Below are 25,734 nucleotides of genomic sequence, written 5' to 3' on the forward strand. Positions count from 1 at the left end.
TGGTGCTGGCCACGGGGAGTAGGCGTTTAGAAGGCGCCTGCTCTGTCCTCGTCTTTCCCGGCCACCGAGGTACAGGTATGTGTGGGTTCATGTCGATTCGCCGACAGCAGACACATTGGGTCCTGTACGGACTGGATTGACTCGGCGAAGGAAGCAAACCTAGAGCGGTCTTCGGAAAGTGGAACCTGCTCTCTGCGTGTCAAGGGAGGCGGCAGGTGAGGAATGCGTCGGGCGCCCAGGGGCGGATCTGGGGTGACGACGGAGCGCGTGCCGGAGGAGTCTCCTAGCCGCTCCCGGGACGTCACCCGCACGGACTCGTGCGCGGCACGTCCCGGCTGTTCCGATCCGCTTCAGTGGTCGATGGGCGTGCCCCCTGAGGGAGCCGGGACCAGTCGGTACCCGTCGTTCTCGCGTCGTACGTGTCCGGCGGTCGGCGGCGGGAAGTGGCTGCCCAGCAGGAGAGTCGACGTACCGGCCAGTGAGCCGAGCACCTGGTTGCGGGTCCTGGCCGCGAGGTCGGGGGCGATGTCCACACAACTGCACAGCTCGGGATGCGCCATCTGGACCGGGTGGTGGATGCTGTCGCCGGTGACCAATGCGGTCTCGCCACGGCTGCTCAGTTCCACCGCTACCTGCCCCGGTGTGTGGCCGGGGGTGGGCAGCAGACGGATGCCCGGCGCGACGTCCGTCCCTTCGTCCGCGACATCGATGAGGTCGAGCAGACCTGCTTCCCGGACGGGATGGACCGAGTCCCGGAACATCTGCCGGCGCGCCTCCTCCATGTCGACACCCGCCCAGTAGTCCCACTCGGTGCGTGAGGTGAGGTAGCGCGCGTTCGGGAAGGTGGGCACCCAGGCGTCGCCCTCGGCACGCGTGTTCCACCCCACGTGGTCGGCGTGGAGGTGGGTCAGGACCACGATGTCGACGCTCTCCGGCGCGAAGCCCGCAGCCCGTAGCCGTGCTTCGTAGTCGCTGTTCAGGTTGTGCCAGGCGGGGTTGGCGCGCCGCTTCCCGTTTCCGATGCCGGTGTCCACCAGCACCCGCATGCCGTCCACCTCGACGGCGAAGCTGTGACTCGTCAGGCGCAGGACGCCTTGTTCGTCGGCGAATTCGGGGCTCAGCCAGGGAGTCCGGGTCACGAGGTCGGTGGTTGCTCCGGGCAGCAGCCACGGACCGGTCTGGGCGGGCAGGACCACTTCGTCGATGCGTCGTACGGTGTGGTCGCCCACCGTCCAGGAAGAGGCGGGGGGAGTAGGGGACTTGGTCGTTCGGGATGAGGTGAACACGGCGACTTTCCTTATCTGTCATGGGTCGCGAGGACGGAGATGTCCGGAGCGGGCGTGTCGGGTGAGGCGGATGTGCAGGTGCTCCTCGGCGGGCGGGAGTGGGCGTCCGGGGACGGTGTCCGGCGCCGGCCGCGCGGCGTGGCGGTCAGCGTCGCGGCCGCGACGGTCGCCAGTACGGCCACGCAGCCGGCACAGGCCAGTGCCGCCGCACGCAGCCCGAAGCCGGCGGCGAGGGCGCCGGCGCCGATGGCGGGCAGACTCATCGCCAGGTAGCCGAGTACGTAATAGGAGGCGAGCGTGCCGCCCTTCTCCCGGGCCGGGACCGAGTCGACGACCGCGCGCAGCGCACCCTGGGAGACGGCTCCGAAGCCGAACCCGGCCAGGGCCGCCCCGGCGAAGAGAAGTACGGGGCCGGCGAGATGGAGGGCACCCAGGGTCAGGACGGCCGCCAGAAGCACCGCGCAGCTCCCGAGAAGAGCGGAGACGTCGGCACGCATCCCGCGCGTGAAGTACACCGTCGGGGCGGCGACGGCCGTCAGCGTGAAGAAGACCAGGCCGCCGGCGTATTCGGGGCCACCGGGGGAGACGAGCCGTGTGAAGCCCGGTCCCAGGGACGAGTAGAAGCCGCCGAATGCCCAGACGGCGACGACGCCGGCGCCGTGGCGCAGCGAGGCATGGGCGGCCGCCGACGGCAGCGCCGGGCGGGGCCGCATCGAGCGCAGTGCTCCGGGACGGCGACGGACGGTCTCGGACGTCGGGACGAGGGCGATGGCCTGCGTGGCGAACACGGCGATCAGGGCCGCGTACACCGTGATCGTCGGAACGGGGGCGAAGCGCACCATGAGGGTGGCCGCCAGGACGCCGGCCGCCATGCCCGCCACCGGCGCGATGGTGTTGGCCAGAGCGGGGCGACCCGGCCGGGCGGGGTCTTCCAGGTCGAGGAGAGCCGCGCCTGCCGCGCTGGTCGCCGCGCCGGTCGCGATGCCCTGCAGCACGCGGGCGCCGATCAGGGCGGTCAGGCCGCCGGCCGTCGCGAACAGTGCCATGGCGGCGATCTGGACCGTGAGCGCGCCCAGGAGCACGGGGCGGCGTCCCACATGGTCGGAAAGGGTGCCGGTCGTCAGCAGTGCGGTCAGGAGCGCCAGAGCGTAGGCGCTGAAGACCACGGTGATGTCGAGGGACGACAACTGCCACTGGGCCTGGTAGCGGGGGTACAGCGGGGTCGGCGCGCTGGACGCGGCGAGCAGCGCGATCAGGATCGAGGCGTGCAAGGCGAACGGCAGACGTCCGGAGGGGGAGGTGCGGGGCGGCGCGAGGCCCGCGGGGACGCTCTGCATGAGGGTCCTTCCCGTGCTTAAAGCGATTCGTTTGCTTTAAGCCACCGTAGATCCTACGATCGACTAAAGCAAACCATTCGCTTTTACGGTGGTCGGGGGTCCCGTACCAGCCCGGTCCCGTCGCGCCGCACAGATCCGGAAGGAAGCCATGACCAGCGAACTCACCCCCCAAGAGGCAGCCCGAGGGGCGCTGCGGGCGGGACTCCCCCTCGGGGACGGCCGACACGAAGAAGTGGCCCTGACGGCCAACCACATCCACTCCGTGATCAGCACGTTGCGCGAGCTCGACTTCGGCGAGATCCCGCCCGCGTCCTCCTACCGAGCCGGACAGGGGAACGCCGATGCAACCGTTTGAGCTGTCGCTGACCGAAGCCTCCCGTGCGGTGCGCGCACGGGAGCTGTCCCCCGTCGAACTCACCGAATCGGTGCTCGGCCGTATTGCCGCCGTCGAAGGACGGCTGGGCGCCTACGTCACCGTCGCCGCCGACGCGGCCCTGGCCGCAGCGGTCCGCGCCGAACGGGAGATCTCCGGAAGCGGACCTCGCGGGCCGCTGCACGGGATCCCCATGGCGCTCAAGGATGTGATCGACGTCGAGGGGATGCCCACCACGGCGAGCTCGCGCGTCCGGGCGGGGCACGTGGCGGAACGCGACAGCCGGGTGGCCGAACGGCTCGGCACCGCCGGGGCCGTCCTCCTGGGCAAGACGCACACGCACGAGTTCGCCTACGGTCTGACCACTCCGCAGACGCACAACGCCTGGGACCACGGCCGGGTCGCGGGCGGGTCGAGCGGCGGCTCGGCGGTGGCTGTCGCCGCCGGCGGGGCGACGTTCGCCATGGGCACGGACACGGGTGGTTCCATCCGCGTCCCCGCGGCCCTGAACGGAGTGGTGGGCCTCAAGCCGACCTACGGCCTGATCCCGCGCACAGGCGTGACCTCGCTGTCCTGGTCCCTGGACCACGTGGGCCCCCTCACCCGCACCGTCCAGGACGTCGCGCTGGTGCTGTCGGCGACCGTCGGCCACGATCCGCGCGACCCGGCGAGCGTGTCCGGCCCGACGCCGGACCGCTTCCCGGGAGGCGACCTGCGAGGAGTGAAGGTCGGCGTACCGCGGAACCACTACTTCGACCGGGTCACGCCCGAGGTCGAGGAGTCCGTACGCGGCGCGATCGAGCGGCTGGCGGAGCTGGGGGCGGAGCTCGTCGACGTCGAGATCCCGATGGCGCGTCACCTCCAGGCCGTCCAGTGGGGGCTGATGGTTCCCGAGGCCACCGCCTACCACGAGCGGTCGCTGCGGGCCACTCCCGACCTGTACGCGGCGGACGTCCGCATCCTGCTGGAGGCCGGCGAGCTCACCTCCGCGGGCGACTACCTCCGCGCCCAGCGGGCCCGCACCATGATGCGAGACGCCTGGGCTCGCATGTTCGACGACATCGACGTCCTCGCCGCGCCGACGGTGCCGATGACCGCCGCCGGGGCGGGGCAGGAAGCCGTCGAGTGGGCCGATGGCACGACCGAGTCCGTGTCGGACAGCTACGTCCGCCTCTGTGCCCCGGCCAACATCACCGGCGTCCCGGCCCTCACCCTGCCGGTCGGTCAGGACCGCGCCGGACTGCCGATCGGCATGCAGTTGATGGCGCGCCCCTTCCACGACGCGACGGTGCTTCGTGTGGGTCGGGCCTACGAGGAGTCGGTGGCCGGCGCGGGGCGGCTCGCTCCCCTCGCCGCCTGAGGGAAGGCGGACGTTCCAGTTGGCACGCGGTCGCGTCGCCGCAGGGGCGTCCGCCGTGCTCGGCCACCTGGATGCGTAGCCCCGCGGGCCGCCGACGCCGGCCACCGCCTAGAAGCAACAAAATCGCATTAAGGTGGACCGCATGAGTCCCAGGCCCATGGCTCGCCCCGGCGGGCGCAGCGCACGCGTACAGGAGTCCGTCCATGCGGCGGTACGTGAACTCGTAGCGGAGGTGGGCCGCGACGCGCTCACCGTCCCGATGGTGGCCACTCGGGCGGGCGTGACCCCCTCCACGATCTACCGTCGCTGGGGCGACCTGCAGGAACTCCTGTCCGACGTGGCCGTCGAACGACTGCGCCCGGAAACGGATCCGGCCGATCTCGGAAGCCTGCGGGCCGATCTGGACGCGTGGGCGGAACAGTTCCTCGAAGAGATGGCCTCGCCGCCCGGGCGCGCCTACATCCGGGACGCCCTGCTCGGCGATCCCGACGGCACCAATGCCGGTCAGTGTTCGGCGTATGCCGCACAGCAGATCGACGTCGTGCTGGCCCGTGCGGTGCGGCGGGGGGAGCCGGTGCCCGAGAGGGAACTGCTGATCGACCGTATCGTGGCGCCGATCATGTACCGCATCCTCTTCCGCCCTGGCCGCCTGGACGCCGCGTACGCGCGCGAGCTCGTGACGAACGCCGTGTGCGCCCAGCAGACCGCGGCCGGCGCTCGGCATCCCCAGCGATGACCGACCGGGACGTCGCTTTGGGCGCCGCCAATCCGATGACGCTTCGAATGAGGACACCAGGACGTCCCGGATTCGGCCGTCGTTAGAAAAAGGGCCGATTCTTTTCGGATGGTGCGAGGCTGGCGGAGCTCTCTGTGCTGGTGTAAGATCGGCGGATCTTCATCGATTGGGGAGTTCTGTTGTACTCATTCGGTCGGAACGTGTGCGACGAGCTGTCGGTGGAATTCCATGCCGACCCCTCAAACATCTCTCGGGAATGGTGGGAAAGCCTTTCCCGGCCGTCCCCTTATTTAGGATACGACTGGCTGCGGGCGCGGAGCGCTACCATTCATGGCGAACCTTCTTTCCTGGCGGTCTCGGGAAAGGACGGCGAGGCGCTCCTTGGAGCACCCGGCTATGTCACCGACAGTTCGTCCCATCCCGGCTACCGGCCTGCGGAGTTCCTTCTGGATGAAGTCGAGGACGAGGACGTGGCGGATCGGTCCGGAGCGCGGGCGAGGCTGGCCGGCATCCGGCAGCGGCTGACCGCCCTGGATTCCGGCAAGTCTCTGGTGTTCGGCGCTCCCGGCCGCATGGGAGGTGTCGGCTACGCCGCCCGGCTGTCCCAGGCTGCCCGCGCGGAAGTGCTGGACGTCGCCGCGGCCGAGGCGGAGAAGCGGGCCGCCGCGGTCTCCGCGGGCATGATCTGCTGGGTCTACGCCCTCGAAGGGGTCGACGAGGCGCTCGACCAGGCGCTGCGGGCCCGGGGGTATGCGCGGGTCTCGGTGGGTGCGGATTGTCACCTGCCGATCCAGTGGGGTTCCTTCGACGAGTATCTGCACTCGTTCAGCGCGAAGCGCCGCTCCTCGATCGTGCGGGAACGGCGCGCATTCGCCGAGGCGGGCGTGACGGTCGAGCGGCACGGACCGGGGGTCCTCGGGCCGGAACTGGCAGCACTGGAACTTCAATGGCGACAGAAATACGGTCGGCAGGCAGATCTGGACGAAACCGTCGCCGACTACCGAAAGCTCCAGGAACACGTTGGTGACGCGCTTTCGGTGTTCGTGGCCCGGCAGCGCGGACGGACTCTGGGATTCATGACGTTCATCGTTGACGGGCCGGTGTGGTGGGCGCGTTTCCCGGGATTCGATTATTCCATGGCAGCCGAGGTGTACCTGTACTTCAACCTTCTCTTCTACCACCCGATCGAGCTGGCCATCGGCGAGGGCGTCTCGTCGATCTCCTACTCGATGGGGTCGTACGAGACGAAATGCAGCCGGGGCTGCCGACCGCGCCACTTCCTGGCCTATGTGCGCTCTCCGGGAGATCCCTCGCTCGCCGCGGAACTGGAACTGGTGGACCAGGTGCGGCGCCACAGGTTCGACCGGATCGAGCAGAAGTACGCCAGGCACGGAAAGGGCTGAGGGGCGTGGAAATCAAGCACGAGGCGGGGTTATCGGTCGGATTCCTGACACTCGACGAGGCGCTGGCCGGGGACTGGCGAGCCGTCGTGCCGCCGGGGCAGGCGGCCCCGGAGATCGATGTGCTGCGCGTGGCCGAACCGTCGCGCGACGCCTGGCCGATGCTGCGGGCGGCCGGATTCGTACCCAAGCCCGCGAAGATCAGTTGGATCACCGGGACCGGGGCCGATGACGGGGAGTTCCTCGCCAAGCTGCCGAAGGGGGAGCGCTGGAGCATACGCAGGGCCCGGCGCATGGCCGTCGAGGCAGGCATCCGGATCACGGTCCAAGACCCCGTCGGCCCGGGTCCACTGGGGGCCTTCCTGGAGATCTACCGTGCCCGGATCGGCCGAATGCGGCACGGCATCCCCTACGCGGACAGCCAGCACGAGCAGATCCTCGCGGAGCCCTACCTCGCGGTCTGGGCGTACCTGGGCGAGCAGTTGGTCGGCGGCTGTCTGGTGGTCGCCGCCCCCGACGCGCGGTTCACCAAGATCCGCTACTCCGCGGTCGCCGAGCGGTTCCGGGAGACCGCCCTGTCCAGAGCGCTCTACGTGGAGGCCGTCCGGGTCAGCCGGGAGCGCGGGTTCACCGCGACCAGCCTGGGCACTGAGCCGAACCTCTACGGCCATGTCGCCAAGGCCGGCCTGTTCAGCTTCAAACGGCGGATGGGCTTCGAACCCCTGCCGTCCCAGGACATGGGCAACTCCGGGGGTGTCGAGGCCGACCGTCTGCTACGACTCGACGGCCTCGACAGCCCTGCCCTGATCCTCGGGTTCCCGGAATCCTCCGACTGGCGAGGAGGCTGGGGGCACTTCTACACCACGGACCCGAACCTCGATCTCGGCCCCTACCGCACCGATCTGATGGCCGACGTCACCGTCACTCGGATGTCCGCTGGGCGGCCAGTGTCCGGTCGGCGTGAATGACGCGGTAACGCTCGTCCCGGCCGAGCCACTGGTGCACCGCCTTGCGACACCCGCTGTAGACGACGTAATCGTCGAAGAGGATGATGCCGCCGACGCTGACCCGGTCCGCGATCCGTTCGATGCACAGCCGTACCGAGTCGTACCAGTCGCAGTCGATGTGGGCGAAGGCGACCGGCTCCTCGACCACCAAGGTGTCTTCGTAGAGTCCCTTGACGAAGGTGATGCGCGACTTCTCCGGGTCGACACCGGCTCTGCGCATGTTCTCCCGGGTGAAGGCGAGCAGGTCGTCGACGTGCTGATGGTAGATCCGGTCCTGCTCGCGCTCGATGACCTGGTTCAGCAGTGCCTGGTGATCGGCGTGCGACTTGGCGTCGTCCTGGTCGCCTGGCGCGGGCATCATCGCGAACACGTCGTACAGGCGCAGCGGTCGGTCCGCCGCCTTGGTCTGTGCGATGACGATGGCCGACCCGCCCATCGCCACGCCGGCCTCCAGGAAGATGCCCGGCACACCGGCGGACTCGACCCGGGCGGCCATGTCGTGCACCACTTCCAGCTTGCCCGGACGCCCGGAGAAGGTGAGCGAGTTGCTTCGCAGGAACTCGATCGTCTCGGTGATGTTCACGGAACCTCCAATGGCCGGCGGGCCTCAGCAGGGAGAGTCGAGAGGGCGGGGCGAGGGCTCGAAGGGGGCGGACAACACGGTGTCCAGGTGGGACATCACCTTGTCGAAAGCCTGGGCGTACTGGTCCATCAGTCCGGCTTCCTGGACGTACAGCGGGTGCTTGACGCTGCCGACCGACAGGGTCGCGTCGCACAGGGCGGATGCCACGGGGAAGTCGGCCGGGTCCCAGGGCCGCAGCGGCTCGCGCTCGGCCCTGGGGTGCCACACCTGGGTGGCCCGGCGGAACACGGGCTGAGCGGGAACGGGCTGCGGCTGCCACATACTGACCTCGACTCCTTCGGCACGCAGCGCCCCCATGATCCGGTCCCGCAGGTCGCGGGGGTCACCGTCGAAGCCGAGCTCCTCCGGCCGCACCCGCACGGCGTACTTCCAGTAGGAGCAGCCCGCGTCCGGGCTCGGGCGGGGCGGGGCGAGACCCTTGATCCCCTCGATGGCCGCGGTCAAGCGCTCCGCGTTGTCCTGGGCCCGCGCGTTGTAGTCGTCGAGCCGGCGCAACTGGCTGCGTGCGAGGGCACACACCATCTCCTGGCCCCGGTAGTTGTACCCGACGCCATGGGACCAGTAGGGACGTACGACCTCGGGCAGGACGTCCTCGCCGTAGAGGACGAGCCGGCGGGCGATCAACGCCAGTTCCTCGTCGTCGGTGGTGAAGAGACCGCCCTCACCGCCGGAGAGATTCTTGGACTGGTTGATGCTCGCCCCGGACGCCAGGCCGAAGGAGCCCGTCGTCTTCCCCCGGTAACGGATGCCGTGCGCCTGGGAGTTGTCCTCGACGACGGGGATGCCGTACCGGCCGGCGACGGCGAGGATGGCGTCCAGGTCGGCCGGGCGGCCGTGGATGTGGACGGCCATGATCGCCTGGGTGCGGTCGGTGATGAGGGCCTCCAGCCCCCGCGGGTCGAGGTTGTACGACTCGGGCTGGACGTCGCCGAAGACGACCTCCGCCCCTTGATGGACCACCGCCAGGGCCGAGGCGACGAAGGTGTAGGCAGGCACGATCACCTGGCCGCCGGGGCGGACTCCGACGGCGGCCAGCGCGGCGTGCAGAGAGGCCGTTCCCGCGCTGGTGGCCACGCAGTGCCGCACCCCGACGTATGCGGCGTACTCCTCCTCCAGCGCGCGGATCTCGGGGGCGTTCGGCCCGGCGGTGATCCCGCGCCGAAGCGCACGGTCCACCGCGCGGCGGTCGTCGTCGGTGATGTCGGGCCAGGACCGGTGCCGGTGCCGGTCCACGAGCGGCGGGCCGCCCTTGAGGGCAAGAGTGGACATGGGTCAGTACCAATCGGCTCGGCGGTGCACGTCGAACGGCTCGTACTCCGGACGTTCGGGGTGCAGCACAGGCAGTTGTGGCGCGCCGTGCTCGTGTGACGGCAGCAGCACGGTGGCGTAGCCCAGGCAGTGCACCTCCCCGCGCTGATTGGTGCCGACGAGTTCGACGGCCACCGCGGCGTAGACGGCCGTCCGGCCGGCGTCGTCCGCCTTCTCGGCGAGGTACTTGCGCACCACCTTGCCGTGGAAGAACACGGTGTCGCCGTAGAAGACGGGCTTGCGCATCGAGGTGTACATCCGGTGCACGAAGGCGGTGTCGCCGCCCCAGTTGGTGAGCAGCCGCAGCGGGATCTGCGCACGCTGAATGCCGAAGTCGAAGGGCAGCGGCTCGCACCGGTAGGCCGCCAGGTACCGGTCCTCGTGCTCGTCGTAGGCGGTGTACGGCCAGCCGGTGAGGGGGTGGGTCCGGGCGAAGTCCGGGTTCAGCCGGCACCGCTGGTAGGCGGGGCGGAAGGCACGTACCAGACGGGTGCGGTCGAAGGCCGCGGTCAGGCCGTGGTGCAGCGACTGGTAGGTCAGCTCGTCGCGGATGCCGTAGGGCGGCTGGACGATGCGGGGCAGTTGCTCGCCCTCGGTGACGTCCTCCCACCACAGCGGTGCCGTGCCCCGGCGGCGCTCGTCGCGTAAGGCCGCCATGATGTCCTCGACCTCCCGGGCGTCGTACCGGTAGGGCTCGTAGTCGTAGAACATCCGCTCGCCCAGGCGCTGGACGGGCATCACCCGGGTGCCGCCCATCTGCTCGACGGGCAGGTGAATGAGGCGTCCGTACGCCTTGGCGACCAGTTCGTCGCTGTTGTTCCAGTAGAAGGTCTCGGAGTGATGGGAGATCACATCGGCCTGGAGGCCCTTTCCGATCACCATCTCCCGGGGGATCTTCGACGACCTGAACCGCATGCCCGGCCGGAGGGCGTCGTAGAACTCCCAGGCCACGCCGGAGAGGAAGTTGGCCACGGGGTACCCCTGGGCCCGTTGGGCGCCGTGGTCGCCCGGGTACCGGACGTGAACGAGGATGGTTCCGGGAGCCACCTGGCTGCCGTACCACGACCGCTCGCCGTGGGCGGGGTCGGTGTAGAGCGGGTTGTCGTCACCGATGGTGTAGGCATAGCGCCGGATCAGCTCGTCAGTGAGGATGAGGGCGCTCGGGACCGGGACGGAATCCCGGTCCAGCGGGGCGGGGTGCGGCGGCGGCCGGTCCTCGGGACTCTCCTGGTGGAGCAGTGCGCGACTGCGGTCGATGAACTCGGTCAGGGCTTCGTCGAACGTCTGCACAAGGGTTCTCCGGTGGTCTCGAAAGACAGTCCGCCGGTCACGGGAAGCGCGACGGGCTTGCCCCGGTCAGGCAGGAACACGGTCGAAGTGGCGCTCAGGACGGTCTCGCCGAGCTGGTTGTCACCGGTGACCCGCAGGGTGACCGCGTGATAACGGTGGGCCGCCTCGTCGGTCACGGTGTACCGGTCGACCACCGTGCCGGAGAGCCGAAGCGCGTCTCCGTAGAGCAGCGGCCGGAGGATGTCGACGTCAAGGCGGCGCAGGAAGGCGTCGTCGCCCATCCAGTGGGTGACGTACTGGCCGGCCAAGGAGTAGAGCAGTCCGCCCCGGGCGGCGGGAGCGGGCAGGCCCTCGCTGGGTGCGGTCGCCGAGTCCAGCCACGCCTCGGCCCGGTCCCAGGCGGGCCAGCCGGTGACCGGGTTGACGCTCCGCCGCCCCGGGAATCCGGCCAGCCGTTCGTGGTGGAGGTTGCCGGCCCGGACCGGCCTTCCCTCGGCGAACACCCATACCATCAACTCCGCGAGGGACAGGGGCCCCTTGAGCAGGGTGGGCCCGGTCTCGCCGATCGGGGTGTCACCCCAGAAACGGGGGCGTCCTCCCCTCGGCGGTTCCTCGCCGTCCAGTTCGCGCACCATGCGGTCGACTTCGTCGGGCTCGTAGTGGTGGACGGCGCGCTCGGGAGGGTGGGGGCCCACCGGAGCCAGCTCCACCCGGCAGGTTCCGTGGGCGAGCGGCACACCGTGACGCCAGTACTGGACGGCCGTCGTGACCCGGGCGAGTGCACGGCCGGACCCGTCGTGGCCACGGGTGAGGTCCGCCACCTCGGCGCGCCCGGTCAGCGGGTCGGCCAGCCGAATGGTGTCGTTCCAGGTCAGCGAGAGCGACCAGCCGGTCTCGACCAGCCGGTGCCCCTCGAGGGCCAGCCCGCCGTGGGAGTCCGGCATGCGTACCGCCAGCACGAAGGTGGGCGGTGCCAGCATGGTGTGGTGGGCCGATCCGGCGCCGTACTGGACATCTGTGAACAGGGGGTTCTCGTCTCCGGTCGCCTCGACGAACCGGCTGACGTTGATCCAGCTCGCCACGTCGAGTCCGGGGTCGATGTCGGGGGCCACACAGCCGACCCGTGGCCGGCCGGTCGCGATCAGTTCGTCGACCGCCTCGTCCGGCAGGGGGTCCGCCGTCGGCCGGCTCTCGGTCTCATCGGTCATCGACACTCAGCTCACCCTCCAAACGCGCGTAGTTCGTCTTGCCGGAGCTGGTCGTCGGGATCCGTTCGACCTCGTGCACCCGGATGAACCGGGCGGGGATACGGAGGAGGTCGCGCAGATGCGCCCGGAGTTCCGCCGGGGGCGGGTCCGGACCGTCGCCGGGAGCACGGACGACGATCAGGCGCTCCTTCAGTTCGAGGGCCGCGATCGGTCCCCAGTTGGTGAGCTGAGACTCCAGTTCGTCGAGGTTGACGCGCTGGCCGCACAGCTTGGCCAGGCGGCTCTTGCGCCCCACGACGGAGAACATCCCCTCGTCGTCCACCCGGCCGAGGTCACCGGTGTGCAACTGCCCGCCCAGATCGTCACCGCGGGCCAGGTCGGCCCTGCTCTCGGCGTAGCCCAGCATGACGTTGGGGCCGGTGTAGACCAGCTCGCCGTCCTCGGCCAGGGACAGGCTGCCACCGGGAACGGGGACGCCGATCCGGTCGGGCTTGTCCAGGACGTGCTCCGGGGGGAGGTACGCCATGCGGGCGGTGGCCTCGGTCTGTCCGTACATGACCACCAGCCGGCCGCCGCGTCCGCGCATGACCCGGGCGAAACGGAGCACGGTCTCGGGCGGCATCCGTCCGCCCGCCTGAGTGAGCGTCGTCAGCGCGGGCAGGTCCAGATGCTCGAACCCGATGCGGTCGAGGATGGTGTAGGCGTACGGCACCCCCGCGAACGAGGTGCAGGCGGTGTCGCGGACCGCGTCCCAGAACTCCTTGGCGACCAGGCCGGCTCCGGTGAGGACGACGGAGGCACCGGCGAGCAGGTGGGAATTGAGGACGGACAGGCCGTAGGAGTAGTGCAGGGGCAGACTCTGGACGGCTCGCTCGTCCGGACCGAGCCCGAGGAACTCCACGATCTGCGCGGCGTTGGCGTCGAGGGCGGCTGAGCTGATCCGGACGAACCTGGGGCTGCCGGTGCTGCCGGACGTGCTCAGCAGGACAGCCAGATCCGGGTGGGGCGCACGGTCCGGTTCGTGGATTCGGTCGATCCGGTCGCCGTCGACCAGGAACTCGGGCCGGTAGATGTGCAGGGCGTTGGCGACGAACGACGGGGCCGTCGCGCCGTCGAGCAGCATGACCGCGTGCCCGGCCGCCAGCGCGGCGAGGTAACCCGTGACGGTACCGAGGTCCGGACGGGCCAGACAGAGCACCAGCGCCTTGTTCCCGGAACTGAGGGTCTTTGCCCGCCGTCGTACCTGGCGGGCGAGTTCGGGGTACGTCCACACCTGGTCGGTGCCGGCATCCAGCACGGCCGGCCGGGGCGGTGGGGTGTCCAGCCAATGGAGCAGGGCCGGCCTCATGACAGCGTGGACCGATGCGACCTGACCACCTCCGCCGCGGCTGCGTAACTTCTGAGTTCCATCACGTCGGAGCCGGTCAGATGCAGATCGAACTCCGCCTCCAGCGCGATGACGAGCTGGACATGGCCGAGCGAGTCCCAGTGGTCGTGCTCCCCGAAGACCAGCCCGGTCACGTCGGTGTCCGGTGGCAGATCCAGTCCTTCCCGGAATGCCTCTGTCAGCCGACGGTCGAAATTGGATGCCGGTATTCCTCGTTCAGGCGAAGACATGATGCCCCTTCTGCGAGTCATAGGCGGATTCCTTTGACCCGGCAATCCCTGGGCCGACGCGGGGAACTTTCCGGAGCCCTTCGGAGTTGCCTTATTTTCGGCCTGCCCTGGAAACCCTGATCCAACCTAGGCACGGCACTGCGGGGAGTCAAGGGTCATTCACGGAAGCCGTTCGAGGCCAACCTCCGAGAGGGGTACCCGTTTTTGGACAGCCTCGCGGACAGTCATCGGGCTAACCAGGGAAGTTCCGGAGCCGGGGAGCGTCCCTTCCGGCGGAGAAACCCCGGTCCGCCTGGCACAAGCCCGGACTTCCGTACGCCTCGCGTAATTCGCCGAGGTGGAGCACCACCCCCCTCTCATTCGAAGACGTGGTACGCAGTGGATCACGCGGTCGTCACCCGTCGGGGCGATGCGGCCGGGACGCGGCCGGCAGGCGGCCCTGCCCCTCCTTGGCATCCGCACTGGCCGGGGACCGGTCCGCGGCCAGCGACACCATGTAGGTGACCCCGCCCGCGGCGGCCGTGACGCCGCACACCACCAGGGTCGCGCTGGTGCCCATCCGCCCCGCCAGCGATGTCACCAGGAGGGCGCCCAGAGGTGTGGTGCCGGTGAACGCCATCGCGTAGAGGCTGCCGACGAGTCCGCGGCGCTCCTGGCTGACGCCGACGGCGAGCACCGCCTCCGAGGACGCGGTGAACATCAGCCGGCCGAACCCGCCGGCGAAGAGCAGGGCGAGCGTGACGGCCCACGAGTTCGTCAGCCCCAGGCCCAGGAAGGTCGCGCCGAACAGCAGGAGACCGAAGAACGCCGAGACGGACGGGCTGGTGCGGAGCCAGGCGCGTAGCGCGCCGCCGAGGAACGAGCCGATCCCGAACGCGATGTTGAACGCGGCCAGCGTCCTGGGGTCGTTCAGGTATTCCTCCTGGACCAGCAGGGGGATCATGGTCGCCACGTTGAAGGACACCAGGCTGACCGCTGCGAAGACGAGGAGGAGGTTGCGGACCCGCGGCAGGCCCCAGATGTCCCTCAGGCCCTCGCGGAGCGTGCTCGGTCCCGCGATCCGCACCTCGTACCTGGGCCGGGGCAGCAGCAGCGCGGCGAACACGAAGGTCGAGGCGTCGACGGCGAAGCAGAGTCCCGACGGACCCAGTGTCAGCACAGCGCTGGCGACAGCCGGGCCGGCGATCCGGCCCAGCGTGCTGGCGGAGTTGGTCGCCCCCGCGAATCTGGCCCGTAGCTCGTCCGGGACGATCGCCGCGACGTACGCCATCCGCCCGGCGTGCTCCAGCATGGCGAAGATCTGGCTCACCGAACCCACCACGATGAACGGCACCAGCACCAGCGATGCCGGCGTGAACGCCAGGCCGACCAGTGCCAGGGCCAGCACCGCCTGGGCGTAGTTCGCGATCTGCACCAATCGGCGCGGGTCCCTGCTGTCGACGTACTTCCCGATAGCCGGTCCCAGGAGCGCCGCCGGCGCGTACCGCGCGGCCATCAGAGCACCCAGCGCCAGCGGTTCGTGAGTGCTCTCGAGCACGATCCAGCTCTGGGCCGTGACCGACAGGTACGTACCGCTTTGAGACAAGAACTCGCCCGACATGTAAGAAAGCGCCGGACGGCTCCACAGACTCAAGGCCGGGTCCCCCGCTCCACCACGCATGTTCCCCAGACCTATCACCTGGCTGCCCCGCTGTCCATGTAATCAGCACGGACACCGCGCCGGGCCCAGTTCCGGCCAGTAACCGCCCGGGGCCGTGCCAGATTGCGGGCCATTTCGGCGCACTTTTCCCGCAGCGGTCCGTTGCGGGTTTCCTTGGCGCGGTCAATGTGGCCGAAAGACGCCCGATCACGTCTTGCGCGGCAAACGCTCGTCGGGTTACCTGGAAGACCAGTGATCTCGGACACCTCGACGACAGGATCTCCAGGCGTTCGATGATCCCTTATTCCTGTGCTCGCGGATCGGTGCTGACTCCTATGCCGCGTGCCTGTTCACCGCGATCTGATTGGCGCGTCCCGCCGAGCGGTGCATGAGAGCACCCCGAATTGTGGAACCCCTCGGCGGCCTTCGTACGACATGGATCGGTCAAAAAGAAGGAGCACGGCATGAGGCTGGCTGTCGCAGGCGTCGGCAACAATATTTCCGCCTTGGTCCAGGGCATCGGTTTCTACCGGCAGCTCGACGATGAGGAGGAGCTGCCCGGCATCGCCCACCCCGTGCTCGGCGGACTGAGGGTGACGGACATCGACGTGGTCGCCGCGTTCGACGTCTCGGAGACCAAGGCCGGCCGGCCGCTGTCCGAGGCGATCTTCGCCGCACCGAACAACTACCCGGTGCTGGGTGCGCCGCAGATGACCGAGGACCCCGAGGTCCTGCCCGGCATCGCCGATCCGGACGACGAGCAGCAGCTCACCTCGGTGACGAAGATCCTGCGGGAACTGGACGTGGAGGTCCTCCTCTATTCGCTGCCGACGGGGCTGCCCGAGGTCGCCCGCGCCTACGGTCGTGCGGCCATCGCAGCGGGGGTCGCTGTCGTCAACTGCACGCCCGACCCGGTCGCGGGCCTGCCCGACCTGCAGGCCGAGGCGCGGGCTCAAGGCGTCCCGCTGGTCGGCGACGACCTGCAGAGCCACCTCGGCAGCTCCATAGTCCACGGGGCGCTGCTGGCCCTGCTGGAGGAGCGCGGCCTCACGCTCAGCGGCTCCTACCAGGTCAACATGGGCGGCAACGCCGACTTCGCCAACCTGCGCAAGCACGGCGCCAACAAGGAGGCGTCCAAACACCGGGCGCTGCGCCAGAAGGTCAGCCGCACCGACCGGGTGACCGTCATTCCCTCCGCCGGGTTCGTCTCACACCTGGGAGACCGGAAGGTGGCGCACCTGTCCATCGAGGCCCGCGGCTGGGCCGACATGCCGGTCAAGCTCGACGTCACGCTCCAGGTCCAGGACTCCAGCAACGCGGCCGGCGTGATCATCGACCTGATCCGGATCGCGGCGATCGCCCGACGGCGCGGCGAAACCGGCTTCCCGGTGGCGGCGACGACGCTGCTCAAGTCGCCCGCCCTGGTGGAGGATCCGCTGCGCCAGGGCGACCACGCGTTGGAGCTGCTCGCGGTTCTGGCTGCCGAGAACGCGGACTAGGGCGGACTCATGAGTGATCTCGTCTCCGTCGACCTGCTGGCCAGGGTCAAGCACATCCCCGTCGAGGTACTGACCGGGTTCGGCCTGCGAGACATCCCCGGCGGAGGTGTCCGTATCGCATACCCGACGCCGGACGGTGGGCTCGGCCGGGCCAGGCATCGCTGGCAGATCACCGGCCTGACCGGGTCGACCTTCGAGGACTCCGATCGGCCCGTCCGCGCCTACTGGCGTCCGGAGAACCGGGAGTTCGCCGAGCGGCGCGGCATCGTGCTGCTGGCCGAGGGGGAGTCGACCTGCTGGACCCTCTGGTACCAGGGGTTCGCGGCGGTGGGGTTCCCCGGTGCCGAGAACGTCGACTGCTTCGACCGCGATCACCTCAGTCCGGCGAAAACGGCGGTGATCATCGCCGAGCGGGACGATCCGGACACCTACGCCGACGGCGTGGCGGACTTCGTCGAGCGTGTGCGCCGGCACCTGGACGCCTGCGGCTACCCGGGTGAGGTACGGCTACTGGACTTCGCACCGGTCGCGGAGGACGTCAACGCGCTCTACCGGAACGACCCGGCCGCATTCGAAAAGGCCCTCCTGAAGCTGGTCGCCGAAGCGCCACGACGGTGAGCGGCACCCGAGAAACGAGGTGGCACACATGACCCCAACCCCGGCCCTCCGGGTGGCGGTGCTCGGCACCGGCACCCTGGGCGCGCCGATCGCCCGGAACGCCGGCGCGGCCGGCTGCACGGTCGCCGTGTGGAACAGAACCGCCGAGCGGGCCAAGCCTCTGGAGGCCCATGGCATCCGGGTGTGTTCCTCGGTGGCGGAAGCGGTGGCCGACGCCGACATAGCGGTGAGCGTGCTGTCGGACGGCCCCGCCGTCGACGCGGTGGCGCCCGGCCTCCTGGACGCGATGCGGCCCGGCGCCGTCTGGGTGCAGTCGAGCACCGTCGGCGTCACCGACACCGGCCGCTACGCCGAGCTGGCCGACGCCGCGGGCGTCGCCTTCGTCGACTCCCCGCTGCTGGGCACCCGAACCCCCGCCGAGAACGGCCAACTGGTGCTGCTGGCCTCCGGGGCGGACGAGGCGCTGGACTCCTGCGGGCCGTTCTTCGACGCGATCGGCAAGCAGACCCTGCGGGTCGGGACCGCAGGCGCCGGCACGCGCCTCAAGCTGGTGGTGAACACCTGGCTGCTCTCGCTCGTCGAGGTGCTGGCGGAGTCGGTGGCCTTCGCGAAGGCGATGGGCTTCGAGCCGGAGACCTTCTTCTCCACCATCGAGCAGGGCGGTGTCAGCCTCCCCTACGTCCGGCTCAAGGGCGGTGCGATGGCGCGGGAGGAATTCCCGCCGGACTTCACCCTGCGGCTGGCCCACAAGGACCTGCGGCTGGTGCTGGACGCCGCGGCCGGGGCCCGTCTGCCGGTGCCTGTCGTGGACACCGTGGTCCGCCAGTTCGAGCGTGCCATCGGGCTCGGGCACGGCGAGGCCGACTATGCCGCGACCTACCTGGCCACCCGGAGCGGTTCATGACCGCGACGATCGCCGTCGTCGGCCTCGGCCGTCTGGGCGCAACCGTCGCGCGCCGCCTGGTCGAAGCGGGGCACCGGGTGAGCGGGTTCGATGTGTCGGCCGACGCCGCGGGCCACGCCCGCGGGCTGGGCGTGCAGGTCGCCGGGAGCTGTCCGGAGGCGCTCCGCGGGGCGGAAACCGTGATCACCGTCCTGCCCGACGCGGCGGTCGTGGAGGCGGCGGCTCCCGAGATCCTGGCGGCGGCAGAACCGGGCTCGTGCTGGCTGGAGATGAGCTCGTCGCACCCGGAGACCACCCGGGCACTGGCCGCCCGGGCGGCCGAGCACGGGATCGCGCTGCTGGACATCCCGGTCGCCGGCGGGGTCGCGGGTGCCGAGAAGGGTGTTCTCACGGTGATGGCCGCCGGGCCCGCCGCGCTGGTCGAGCGGACCCGGCCCGTCCTGGAGGTGTTCGGACAGCGGATCATCCACATCTCCGAACGTCCGGGTGACGGCGATGTCGCGAAGACCATCAACAATCTGCTGGCCGCGGCGAACCTCGCCGCCGCCTCGGAGGGACTCGCGCTCGGCCTCGCGGCCGGGCTCGACGTGGACATCCTGCTCGACGTGCTGAACGCGAGCAGCGCGACGTCGTTCGCGACCACCACGCAGATCCCCACGTTCGCACGCGCCGGTGAGTACTCCGCCCGGTTCACCATCGGCCAGTACGCCAAGGACGCCCGGGTCGCCCTGGACGTGGCGCACCGCCACGGCATGGAACCGGCGATGCTGACCCGGGCCCATGACCTCTGGAACGCCCTCGCCGACGACGGGCACGCAGGGGAGGACTACACGCGGATCACGCCCCTGACAGCCGAAGCGAGTGGGGTCGAATGGCCGGAGCGTGGATGAGGAGGAGTCGATGAGCACAGGGATCGCCGTGGTCACGGGCGCGGCGCGGGGGATCGGCGCGGCCACCGTGGACCGGCTGATGGAGGACGGCTACACGGTCGTCGGGATGGACGTGCTGCCGGCGGCCGAGCCCTCGCCCATGGCGGCGAAGTACCCGGAGCGGTACCGCTACCGGGTCGCCGACGTCAGTGACGAGGCGGCCGTCGGCCAGGTCTTCGGCGACCTGGACCGGGTCGACCTCCTGGTGAACGTGGCCGGGACGGTGGTGGTCAAGCCGTTCCTGGACACGACCTGGGACGACTACCGCCGGGTCGTCGACGTCAATCTCGGCGGGACGATCCTCACCTGCCGTCACGCTGTACCGCTGATGCGGGACGGCGCCGTCATCGTCAACGTGGCCTCCGTCTCGGGCCACATCGGCCAGACCCAGCACGTCGTCTACGCGGCCAGCAAAGGCGCCGTGCTGTCGATGACCCGGGGTCTCGCCTGGGAACTGGCACCGCTGGGCATCCGGGTCAACAGCGTCTCGCCGGGCTCGGTCGACACGGCCATGCTGCGGGAGGACATCGGCATCGAGGCGCGTCGGCTCGGGCTCCCGTTCGAGCAGGTGAAGGCCGAACGGGAGCGGGAGCAGGCGCTGGGCCGGTGGGCCAGGCCGGAGGAGATCGCCCACGCCATCGCCTTTCTCGCCTCCGACCGGTCGTCCTTCATCACCGGCACCGACTTGCTGGTCGACTCCGGGTGGGTGGCGAAGTGAGCGCGTCCAGCAGGCTCGGCATCGGTGTCATCGGGCTGGGCCGGGTCAGCCCGGCCCATCTGGAGGGGTACCTCGCACTGCCGGACGAGGCGTTCGTCGCCGCCGTGTGCGACATCGACAAGAAGAAGACCGCCGCGGTCTCCACGGAACTCGGCGTGCCGGGATTCACCGACTACCACGAGCTGTTGGCTCACCCCGAGGTGGACGCTGTCGTCGTCCTCCTCCCGCACCTGCTGCACCACACGGTGGTGACGGCGGCCGTGGCAGCGGGCCGGCACGTGACGGTCGAGAAGCCGCTGGCGGTGACCGAGGACCAGTGCCGGGAGCTGATCAGGGCCGCCCAGGACCGCGGGGTCGTACTCTCCGTGTCGGAGAACAGCCGTTTCGTCGCCGGCTACCTGCGGATCAAGGAGGAGCTCGACTCCGGCCGGATCGGCGGCATCCGGCTCGTCCGGGCGTTCATCTACGGATCGGCCGTCGCGGAGCTGGCCGATCCCGAGGAATCGTGGAAGCACGAGGAGTACGGCTTCGCGGCCGTCCTCGACGCCGCCACCCACTTCTTCTACGTGCTGCGGTGGATGTTCGAGCCAGTGGTGTCGGTCCAGGCGACCACCCGGCGCTGGTCGGTGGAGCACGGAGTCCCGGAGTCGGAAGTGGAGGACGGTGCGGTGGTGACCGGCCGCTTCGCGAACGGCGGGCACTTCTCCATCGAGGTCGCTCTGAACGTCGAGGTGCCATGGGGCGAGCGGTTCGAGGTGTACGGCGACCGCGGATCGATGGTGTGCGACCAACTGACCGACCCCGTGGTGACCTTTCACCGGAACGCGGCCGACTTCGGGAGCCCGCTTCCCGGCGTCCCAGCCGATCCGCGCAACTGGCGCGCGGCGTCGATGCACCGGGGGGCGGCCGACTTCGTCCGTGCGGTCCGCGGTGGGCACGCACCCGCCGTCACCGCCGAGGACGCGACCTACGCGGTGCGTCTGGCGGAGGCGGCGTACCGCTCGGTCCGGGCCGGCGGGATCGAGGTCGCCCTGTGACACGGTGACGGTCGGGTGACCGATCGCCGGGGCCGGCGGCCGCTCAGGGGGCCGTCGGTCCCGGCGCGTACGCGTTCCCGGCCGAGCGATGGTGGGTCAGGGCACCGGCACAGGCGTGTCGGCGCCGAGCAGACCGACCGACCGGAGGTCGTCCCAGAGGGCCGGCGGAATCGGAGCCGCCATCCACTCGGCCGCGTCGGTGATCTGCTCGGCCGTGCGGGCGCCGACGACGACGGAGGTCACAGCCGGGTGGGCGAGCGGGAACTGGATCGCCGCCTGCGGGAGCACCACATCGTGGCGGGCGCAGACGGCCGCGAGCGCACGGGCTCGGGCGACCTGCTCCTTCGGCGCCTGGGCGAAGTCGTAGCGCGCGTCGTCACCCACCTCGGGCCTGGACATCAGTCCCGTATTGAACACGGCCGCGGCCACCACGGACACGCCGCGCTCGACGCACAGCGGCAACAGCTCATCGAGGGCCGGCTGCTCGAGCAGCGTGTACCGGCCCGCGAGCATCACCTGGTCGATGTCGGTCTCCCTCACGAAGGCGGCGGGCATCTCCCACTGGTTCATGCCCACCCCTATCGTCCCGACGACGCCTTGGTCCCGCAGCGCGGCCAGGGCCGGGTACGCACCCTCGACCGCCTCAACCCAGTGGTCGTCGGGGTCGTGGATGTAGACCGTGTCGATCCGGTCCGTCCCCAGCCGCTCCAGCGAGGCTTCCAGCGACCGTTTCACACCGTCCGCGCTGAAGTCCCACACTCGCCGGAAGTCCGCCGGAACGTCGTAGCCGCCGATGGCCAGGTCGCTCCCTCCCTGGTCGGACGGTTCCAGCCACCGGCCGACCTTGGTGGACAGGACGAACGCGTCCCTCGGCCGCTCGGCCAGTGCGGCGCCCAGCCGCCGCTCCGAAAGCCCCAGCCCGTAGTGCGGAGCGGTGTCGAAGTGCCGGATCCCCACCTCCCAGGCGGCGTCCACGGTCGCTCGCGCGGTCTCGTCGGAGATCGCGCGGTAGAGGTTGCCGATGGTGGCGGCCCCGAGCCCTAGCGAACCCAATCCCCTCTCCCTCCGTTCGTCGGCCCGGCCGGGCCGAGGACGTCGTGCCGGACCAGAGCCACCTTAGGGACAACCACCGGCGCGCATGAGGGGGTCACCCAGGTCCGCGAGGCTGCTCCTGCTCAGTGGCTGCCCCGATGAGGGACCTCGACGGCTCAGCGAGCATCGCCCGGGTGGGACGCGAACACCTGGTCCGCGACCGGCTCGGTGGCCGGCCGCGGACCAGGTGCTGTGGAACGGGCCGAGGCTGATCCGCATCACTGGGGACTTACCCCGTCACGGTCACTGGAACTGCGCGAAGAACCTCCAGATCTCTGCCTTGACCCAGGTCGCGGCGCCGTTGTCGGCGGTGGAGCCGTCGACCGGGGAGGCGATGTGGTCGCCGTCGAAGGCGGCCCACTGGACCGGGTACCCGGCGCGGCAGCCGGTGTAGGTGGTGGTGATGTGGGTACGGCTGCCGGGCGCGGGTTCGCGCGGATTCTGCGGGGTGCAGCCGTTGTTGGCGACGAACTTGTCGCGCAGGGCCCGTCCTTGCGAGATGTTGAGGACGGAGTCGCTGATGCCGTGGATGCCGAAGTAGGCGACGGGCTGGCTGCCGCCGTCGCATCCGCTGATCTGGGCGCCGGAGAGGACCGCGACGGCCCGGAAGGAACCGGCCCGGCCGCAGGCGAGGGCGTAGCTCATGCCGCCGCCCCAACTGAACCCGGTGGCGAAACGCTGGGCCGGGTCGACACAGAGGCCCGACTCGATGCGCCGGATCATGTCGTCGACGAAGGTGACGTCCTCGCCGCCGGAGTTGGCCCAGCCGTTGCTGAGGCCCTGGGGGGCGACCAGGATGGCGCTGTTGTTCGACTGCTGCTGCTGGCCGTAGTAGGACCAGGAGGTCCCGCTCGCGCCGCCCGAGGCCACGTCGACGGCGGTGCCGCCGCGCCAGTGGAAGGCGAAGATCAGCCGGTAGCGGTGGGTGTTGTCGTAGTTGTCGGGGACACGGAGGATGAAGCTGCGGCTCTTGCCGCCGCTCTGGATCGTGTACGTACCGCTGGTCAGGGTCGGGGCGGTGCCGCAGCCGCCGGCGCCGCCGTCGCCGCCGGAGGACAGCTTGACCAACTGCCACTGCTGGTTGGTGCCGCCCCAGTCGGCGTACTGGACGACGTTGCCGCCGTCGGCGGTGGAGGCGCCCTGCACCTCGACCGCCTTGCCGCTGGCGCGGTTGAGCAGCCGTACGTAGCCGCCGTCGGAGTCGGCCAGGCGGAACTGCTGGTTGGTCCCGCTGTGGTCGGCCCACTGCTGGATCTGGGCCCCGTCCGCGGCCGAGGAGCCGGCCACGTCCAGGACCTTGCCCGAGTGCCGGGCCTTGAGGCGGTAGTAGCCGTCGCCGGAGTCGACGAACTGCCACTGCTGGTTGGCCTGGTCGTGCCGCGTCCACTGGTTGACCCGCGCGCCGTCGGCGGTGGAGGTGCCGGAGACGTCCAGCGCCTTGCCGCTGTTGCGGTTGACCAGGACGTACCAGGCGTTGGTGTCCACCGTCGCCGCCGCGGCGGGCGTGGGACGCACCGCGGAGAGCATGCCGATCGCGAGGGTCACCGCCACCAGCGCGGCGATCCGGGACCACCAGTGATGCCGTCCCGCCGGGGCGGGGGGAGCCGCACCGTAGGTCGTCATCGATGCACCCTTTCGTACGAGGAGGCCGGGGTCATCAGGTACGGGACCAGCGCTGGTTGCCGCTGCTGGAGCAGGTGTAGAGCTGGAGCAGGGTGCCGTTGGCGGTGCCGGCCCCGACGGCGTCGAGGCAGAGGCCGGACTGGACGCCGGTGATGGTTCCGTCGGAGTTCAGGCGCCACTTCTGGTTGTCGCCGCCCCAGCAGGTGTAGATCTGGACCTTGGCGCCGTTGCCGGTGCCGGCCGCGTCCAGGCACTTGTTGTCGAACACCCGCAGCTCACCGGCGTCCGTGGACGTCCACGTCTGGTTGGTGCCGCCGTGGCAGTCCCACAACTGGACCTGGGTGCCGTCGGTGGTGCTGCTGCCGGGCACGTCCACGCAGCGGCCCGAGGCGACGCCCTTGAGCGGTCCGCCGCCGGAGGGGTTGCCGGGGTTGCCGGGGTTGCTGCTGCCGTTGAGGGCGTTGAGCACGGCGGTGTAGGCGGGCTTCTTGCTGCCGTCGTTGTTGAACAGCAGCGGGGTGTCACTGGCCCGCCAGGAGTCGCTGTCGCGCACGCCCCAGACGGTGATGCCGAGGCAGCGCGAGACGGCCAGGCAGTCGTTGGTCACCGCGGCGTAGGTCGAGGACGAGGCGCCCTGGATGTCCAGCTCGGTGATGGCCACGTCGACGCCGAGCGCGGCGAAGTTCTGCAGGGTGGTGCGGAAGTTGCTGTTGTACGGGCTGCCGCTGTTGAAGTGCGACTGGAAGCCGACGCAGTCGATCGGCACGCCGCGCTGCTTGAAGTCGCGGACCATGTTGTACACGCCCTGGGTCTTGGCCCAGGTCCAGTTCTCGATGTTGTAGTCGTTGTAGCAGAGCTTGGCGGCCGGGTCGGCGGCGCGCGCGGTGCGGAAGGCCACCTCGATCCAGTCGTTGCCGGTGCGCTGGAGGTTGGAGTCGCGCCGGCCGCCGGAGTTGCCGTCGGCGAACGCCTCGTTCACCACGTCCCACTGGGCGATCTTGCCCTTGTAGTGGGCCATCACGCCGTTGATGTGGTCGATCATCGCCTGGCGCAGTGAGCTGCCGCTGAGGTTCTGCATCCAGCTCGGCTGCTGGGCGTACCAGGCCAGGGTGTGGCCGCGTACCTGCTTGCCGTTCTGGACCGCCCAGTTGTAGATGCGGTCGGCGTTGGTGAAGTTGAACTGGCCCCGCTGCGGCTCGGTGGCGTCGATCTTCATCTCGTTCTCGGCGGTCACCATGTTGAACTCACGGTTGGCGATCGACGTGTACGTGGAGTCGCCCAGCCTGCCCGCGGCGATGGCGGTGCCGAAGTAGCGCCCGCTCTGCGCCGCCGCGGCGCCGAGCGTGCTCTCGGCGGCCTGTGCGGCCGGCGGCGCGACCAGCGCGGCGACCACGCCGAGGACGCCGGCGACCAGCATCAGCAGCAGGCCGCGGGCTGTCCGGCGGTTGACTGGTCTGGGAAGGGCGTACGAGCCCATGACTGTGCCTCCAGGGTTGGAATCACGGAAGACTGAAGCGCGGGGAGTGCGTCGTCCGGTCATGGCACCGACCTCACCGGGATGTGAGGGGGCGGCGCGGGTGCTTGCCCAGGCGACCGAGCGGTTCGGTATGCCGAACTTCGGCCGGTTGTTCAGACAGGGATGATTGAGGTGTTGACGGTGGATCGTCAATACGCGGTACAGAAAAAGTTTCTGTCAGTTGTCCGAAAGTTTCGAAGAGGGGGATACGAGTGTCGCCCGTAGGCCGCATCAGCCGCGAGGTCGTGGCTGGCGGGGTCGGCCTCTGGGTTCGGAACGGCCGGGATGCCGGGAGCGTAAGCGAAAGTTTCGAAGAGGGGCGCGGGTGACGGAGCGGCCAGGCGGAGCGGGGCGGGTGCGGTGGCCGGCTGCCGTTTCCCGATCGTGACGTCGAGGGTTGTACGGGTTCGGGTGATCTTGATACCTGGTCCGCCCGGGGAAAAGTGAATACCCCCCTTGAAAACCCATGATCATGTGTGTGTACTGAGGTCTGTACCAGTCACCGCAAGCGCATTCCGTGCCATCTGAATCCAGGTGCGGAGTGGGTACACGCATGCTCGCGTGCGGGCTAAACCCAAGGGAGGGTAAAATGTC

The 25,734-nt window shown here is 69.9% G+C and carries 23 protein-coding genes; 11 read left to right on the plus strand and 12 right to left on the minus strand.

What is annotated here, in order from left to right:
* Positions 1–350: 350 nt before the first annotated feature.
* Positions 351–1,286 carry an MBL fold metallo-hydrolase gene (locus IE316_RS18790; protein ID WP_229910458.1) on the minus strand — a complete coding sequence of 312 codons (936 nt, stop codon included), beginning with the start codon at positions 1,284–1,286 and terminating at the stop codon, positions 351–353.
* 11 nt (positions 1,287–1,297) lie between these two features.
* Entirely contained in the window at positions 1,298–2,623 is a 1,326-nt protein-coding gene (locus tag IE316_RS18795; protein ID WP_190205555.1) for an MFS transporter, read from the minus strand.
* 148 nt (positions 2,624–2,771) lie between these two features.
* On the opposite strand from IE316_RS18795, the gene IE316_RS18800 reads away from it, so the two are divergent.
* The 5 genes from IE316_RS18800 to IE316_RS18820 all read left to right on the plus strand — a co-directional run bounded on the left by IE316_RS18800 (position 2,772) and on the right by IE316_RS18820 (position 7,460).
* Positions 2,772–2,978 carry a hypothetical protein gene (locus IE316_RS18800; protein WP_190205556.1) on the plus strand — a complete coding sequence of 69 codons (207 nt, stop codon included), beginning with the start codon at positions 2,772–2,774 and terminating at the stop codon, positions 2,976–2,978.
* Positions 2,965–4,356 carry an amidase gene (locus tag IE316_RS18805; protein WP_190205557.1) on the plus strand — a complete coding sequence of 464 codons (1,392 nt, stop codon included), beginning with the start codon at positions 2,965–2,967 and terminating at the stop codon, positions 4,354–4,356. Before IE316_RS18800 ends, IE316_RS18805 begins: the two co-directional genes overlap by 14 nt.
* Before the next feature lie 142 nt (positions 4,357–4,498).
* Entirely contained in the window at positions 4,499–5,092 is a 594-nt protein-coding gene (locus IE316_RS18810; RefSeq protein ID WP_190205558.1) for a TetR/AcrR family transcriptional regulator, read from the plus strand.
* Positions 5,093–5,292: 200 nt separating this feature from the next.
* Positions 5,293–6,495 carry a GNAT family N-acetyltransferase gene (locus IE316_RS18815; protein WP_190205559.1) on the plus strand — a complete coding sequence of 401 codons (1,203 nt, stop codon included), beginning with the start codon at positions 5,293–5,295 and terminating at the stop codon, positions 6,493–6,495.
* A 5-nt stretch (positions 6,496–6,500) separates the two neighbouring features.
* A complete protein-coding gene (locus tag IE316_RS18820; protein ID WP_190205560.1) occupies positions 6,501–7,460 on the plus strand; it encodes a GNAT family N-acetyltransferase in 960 nt (319 codons plus the stop codon).
* Here IE316_RS18820 and IE316_RS18825 read toward each other — a convergent pair.
* From IE316_RS18825 to IE316_RS18855, 7 genes are all read right to left on the minus strand, one after another.
* Positions 7,414–8,082, minus strand: coding sequence for a TylF/MycF/NovP-related O-methyltransferase (locus IE316_RS18825; protein WP_190205561.1), 669 nt, complete (start codon positions 8,080–8,082; stop codon positions 7,414–7,416). The genes IE316_RS18820 and IE316_RS18825 overlap by 47 nt on opposite strands.
* A gap of 24 nt (positions 8,083–8,106) precedes the next feature.
* A complete protein-coding gene (locus IE316_RS18830) occupies positions 8,107–9,411 on the minus strand; it encodes a DegT/DnrJ/EryC1/StrS family aminotransferase (RefSeq protein WP_190205562.1) in 1,305 nt (434 codons plus the stop codon).
* 3 nt (positions 9,412–9,414) lie between these two features.
* Entirely contained in the window at positions 9,415–10,740 is a 1,326-nt protein-coding gene (locus IE316_RS18835) for an FAS1-like dehydratase domain-containing protein (RefSeq protein ID WP_190205563.1), read from the minus strand.
* Complete coding sequence (locus IE316_RS18840; RefSeq protein ID WP_190205564.1) at positions 10,716–11,948, minus strand: MaoC family dehydratase; 1,233 nt, start codon at positions 11,946–11,948, stop codon at positions 10,716–10,718. Before IE316_RS18840 ends, IE316_RS18835 begins: the two co-directional genes overlap by 25 nt.
* Complete coding sequence (locus IE316_RS18845) at positions 11,938–13,296, minus strand: AMP-binding protein (protein ID WP_190205565.1); 1,359 nt, start codon at positions 13,294–13,296, stop codon at positions 11,938–11,940. The genes IE316_RS18840 and IE316_RS18845 overlap by 11 nt, the downstream gene beginning before the upstream one ends.
* Positions 13,293–13,469, minus strand: a complete 177-nt coding sequence (locus tag IE316_RS18850; protein ID WP_190205566.1) for an acyl carrier protein — start codon at positions 13,467–13,469, stop codon at positions 13,293–13,295. The genes IE316_RS18845 and IE316_RS18850 overlap by 4 nt, the downstream gene beginning before the upstream one ends.
* A 490-nt stretch (positions 13,470–13,959) precedes the next feature.
* Entirely contained in the window at positions 13,960–15,225 is a 1,266-nt protein-coding gene (locus IE316_RS18855) for an MFS transporter (RefSeq protein ID WP_308438934.1), read from the minus strand.
* Between the two features lie 443 nt (positions 15,226–15,668).
* On the opposite strand from IE316_RS18855, the gene IE316_RS18860 reads away from it, so the two are divergent.
* The 6 genes from IE316_RS18860 to IE316_RS18885 are packed head-to-tail and all read left to right on the plus strand — an operon-like array spanning position 15,669 to position 20,909.
* Complete coding sequence (locus IE316_RS18860; RefSeq protein WP_190205568.1) at positions 15,669–16,703, plus strand: inositol-3-phosphate synthase; 1,035 nt, start codon at positions 15,669–15,671, stop codon at positions 16,701–16,703.
* Positions 16,704–16,712: 9 nt separating this feature from the next.
* Positions 16,713–17,321, plus strand: a complete 609-nt coding sequence (locus IE316_RS18865) for a hypothetical protein (protein WP_190205569.1) — start codon at positions 16,713–16,715, stop codon at positions 17,319–17,321.
* A gap of 28 nt (positions 17,322–17,349) precedes the next feature.
* Complete coding sequence (locus tag IE316_RS18870) at positions 17,350–18,225, plus strand: NAD(P)-dependent oxidoreductase (RefSeq protein ID WP_190205570.1); 876 nt, start codon at positions 17,350–17,352, stop codon at positions 18,223–18,225.
* The gene (locus tag IE316_RS18875) at positions 18,222–19,115 is read left to right on the plus strand and encodes an NAD(P)-dependent oxidoreductase (protein ID WP_190205571.1); all 894 of its coding nucleotides are present in this window, start codon (positions 18,222–18,224) and stop codon (positions 19,113–19,115) included. The genes IE316_RS18870 and IE316_RS18875 overlap by 4 nt, the downstream gene beginning before the upstream one ends.
* Before the next feature lie 10 nt (positions 19,116–19,125).
* The gene (locus IE316_RS18880) at positions 19,126–19,872 is read left to right on the plus strand and encodes an SDR family NAD(P)-dependent oxidoreductase (RefSeq protein WP_190205572.1); all 747 of its coding nucleotides are present in this window, start codon (positions 19,126–19,128) and stop codon (positions 19,870–19,872) included.
* On the plus strand, positions 19,869–20,909 hold the full coding sequence (locus IE316_RS18885; RefSeq protein ID WP_190205573.1) for a Gfo/Idh/MocA family protein: 1,041 nt from the start codon (positions 19,869–19,871) through the stop codon (positions 20,907–20,909). The genes IE316_RS18880 and IE316_RS18885 overlap by 4 nt, the downstream gene beginning before the upstream one ends.
* A 96-nt stretch (positions 20,910–21,005) precedes the next feature.
* Here IE316_RS18885 and IE316_RS18890 read toward each other — a convergent pair whose 3' ends face one another.
* The 3 genes from IE316_RS18890 to IE316_RS18900 all read right to left on the minus strand — a co-directional run bounded on the left by IE316_RS18890 (position 21,006) and on the right by IE316_RS18900 (position 25,101).
* The gene (locus IE316_RS18890) at positions 21,006–21,962 is read right to left on the minus strand and encodes an aldo/keto reductase (protein ID WP_190205574.1); all 957 of its coding nucleotides are present in this window, start codon (positions 21,960–21,962) and stop codon (positions 21,006–21,008) included.
* A gap of 282 nt (positions 21,963–22,244) precedes the next feature.
* A complete protein-coding gene (locus IE316_RS18895; RefSeq protein ID WP_229910478.1) occupies positions 22,245–23,555 on the minus strand; it encodes an RICIN domain-containing protein in 1,311 nt (436 codons plus the stop codon).
* 103 nt (positions 23,556–23,658) lie between these two features.
* Positions 23,659–25,101 (minus strand): endo-1,4-beta-xylanase, encoded by a 1,443-nt coding sequence (locus IE316_RS18900; RefSeq protein ID WP_190205576.1) that lies wholly within the window; start codon positions 25,099–25,101, stop codon positions 23,659–23,661.
* Positions 25,102–25,734: the final 633 nt, after the last annotated feature.

The organism is Streptomyces fumanus, assembly GCF_014655295.1.
In the GTDB taxonomy this organism is placed as follows: domain Bacteria; phylum Actinomycetota; class Actinomycetes; order Streptomycetales; family Streptomycetaceae; genus Streptomyces; species Streptomyces fumanus.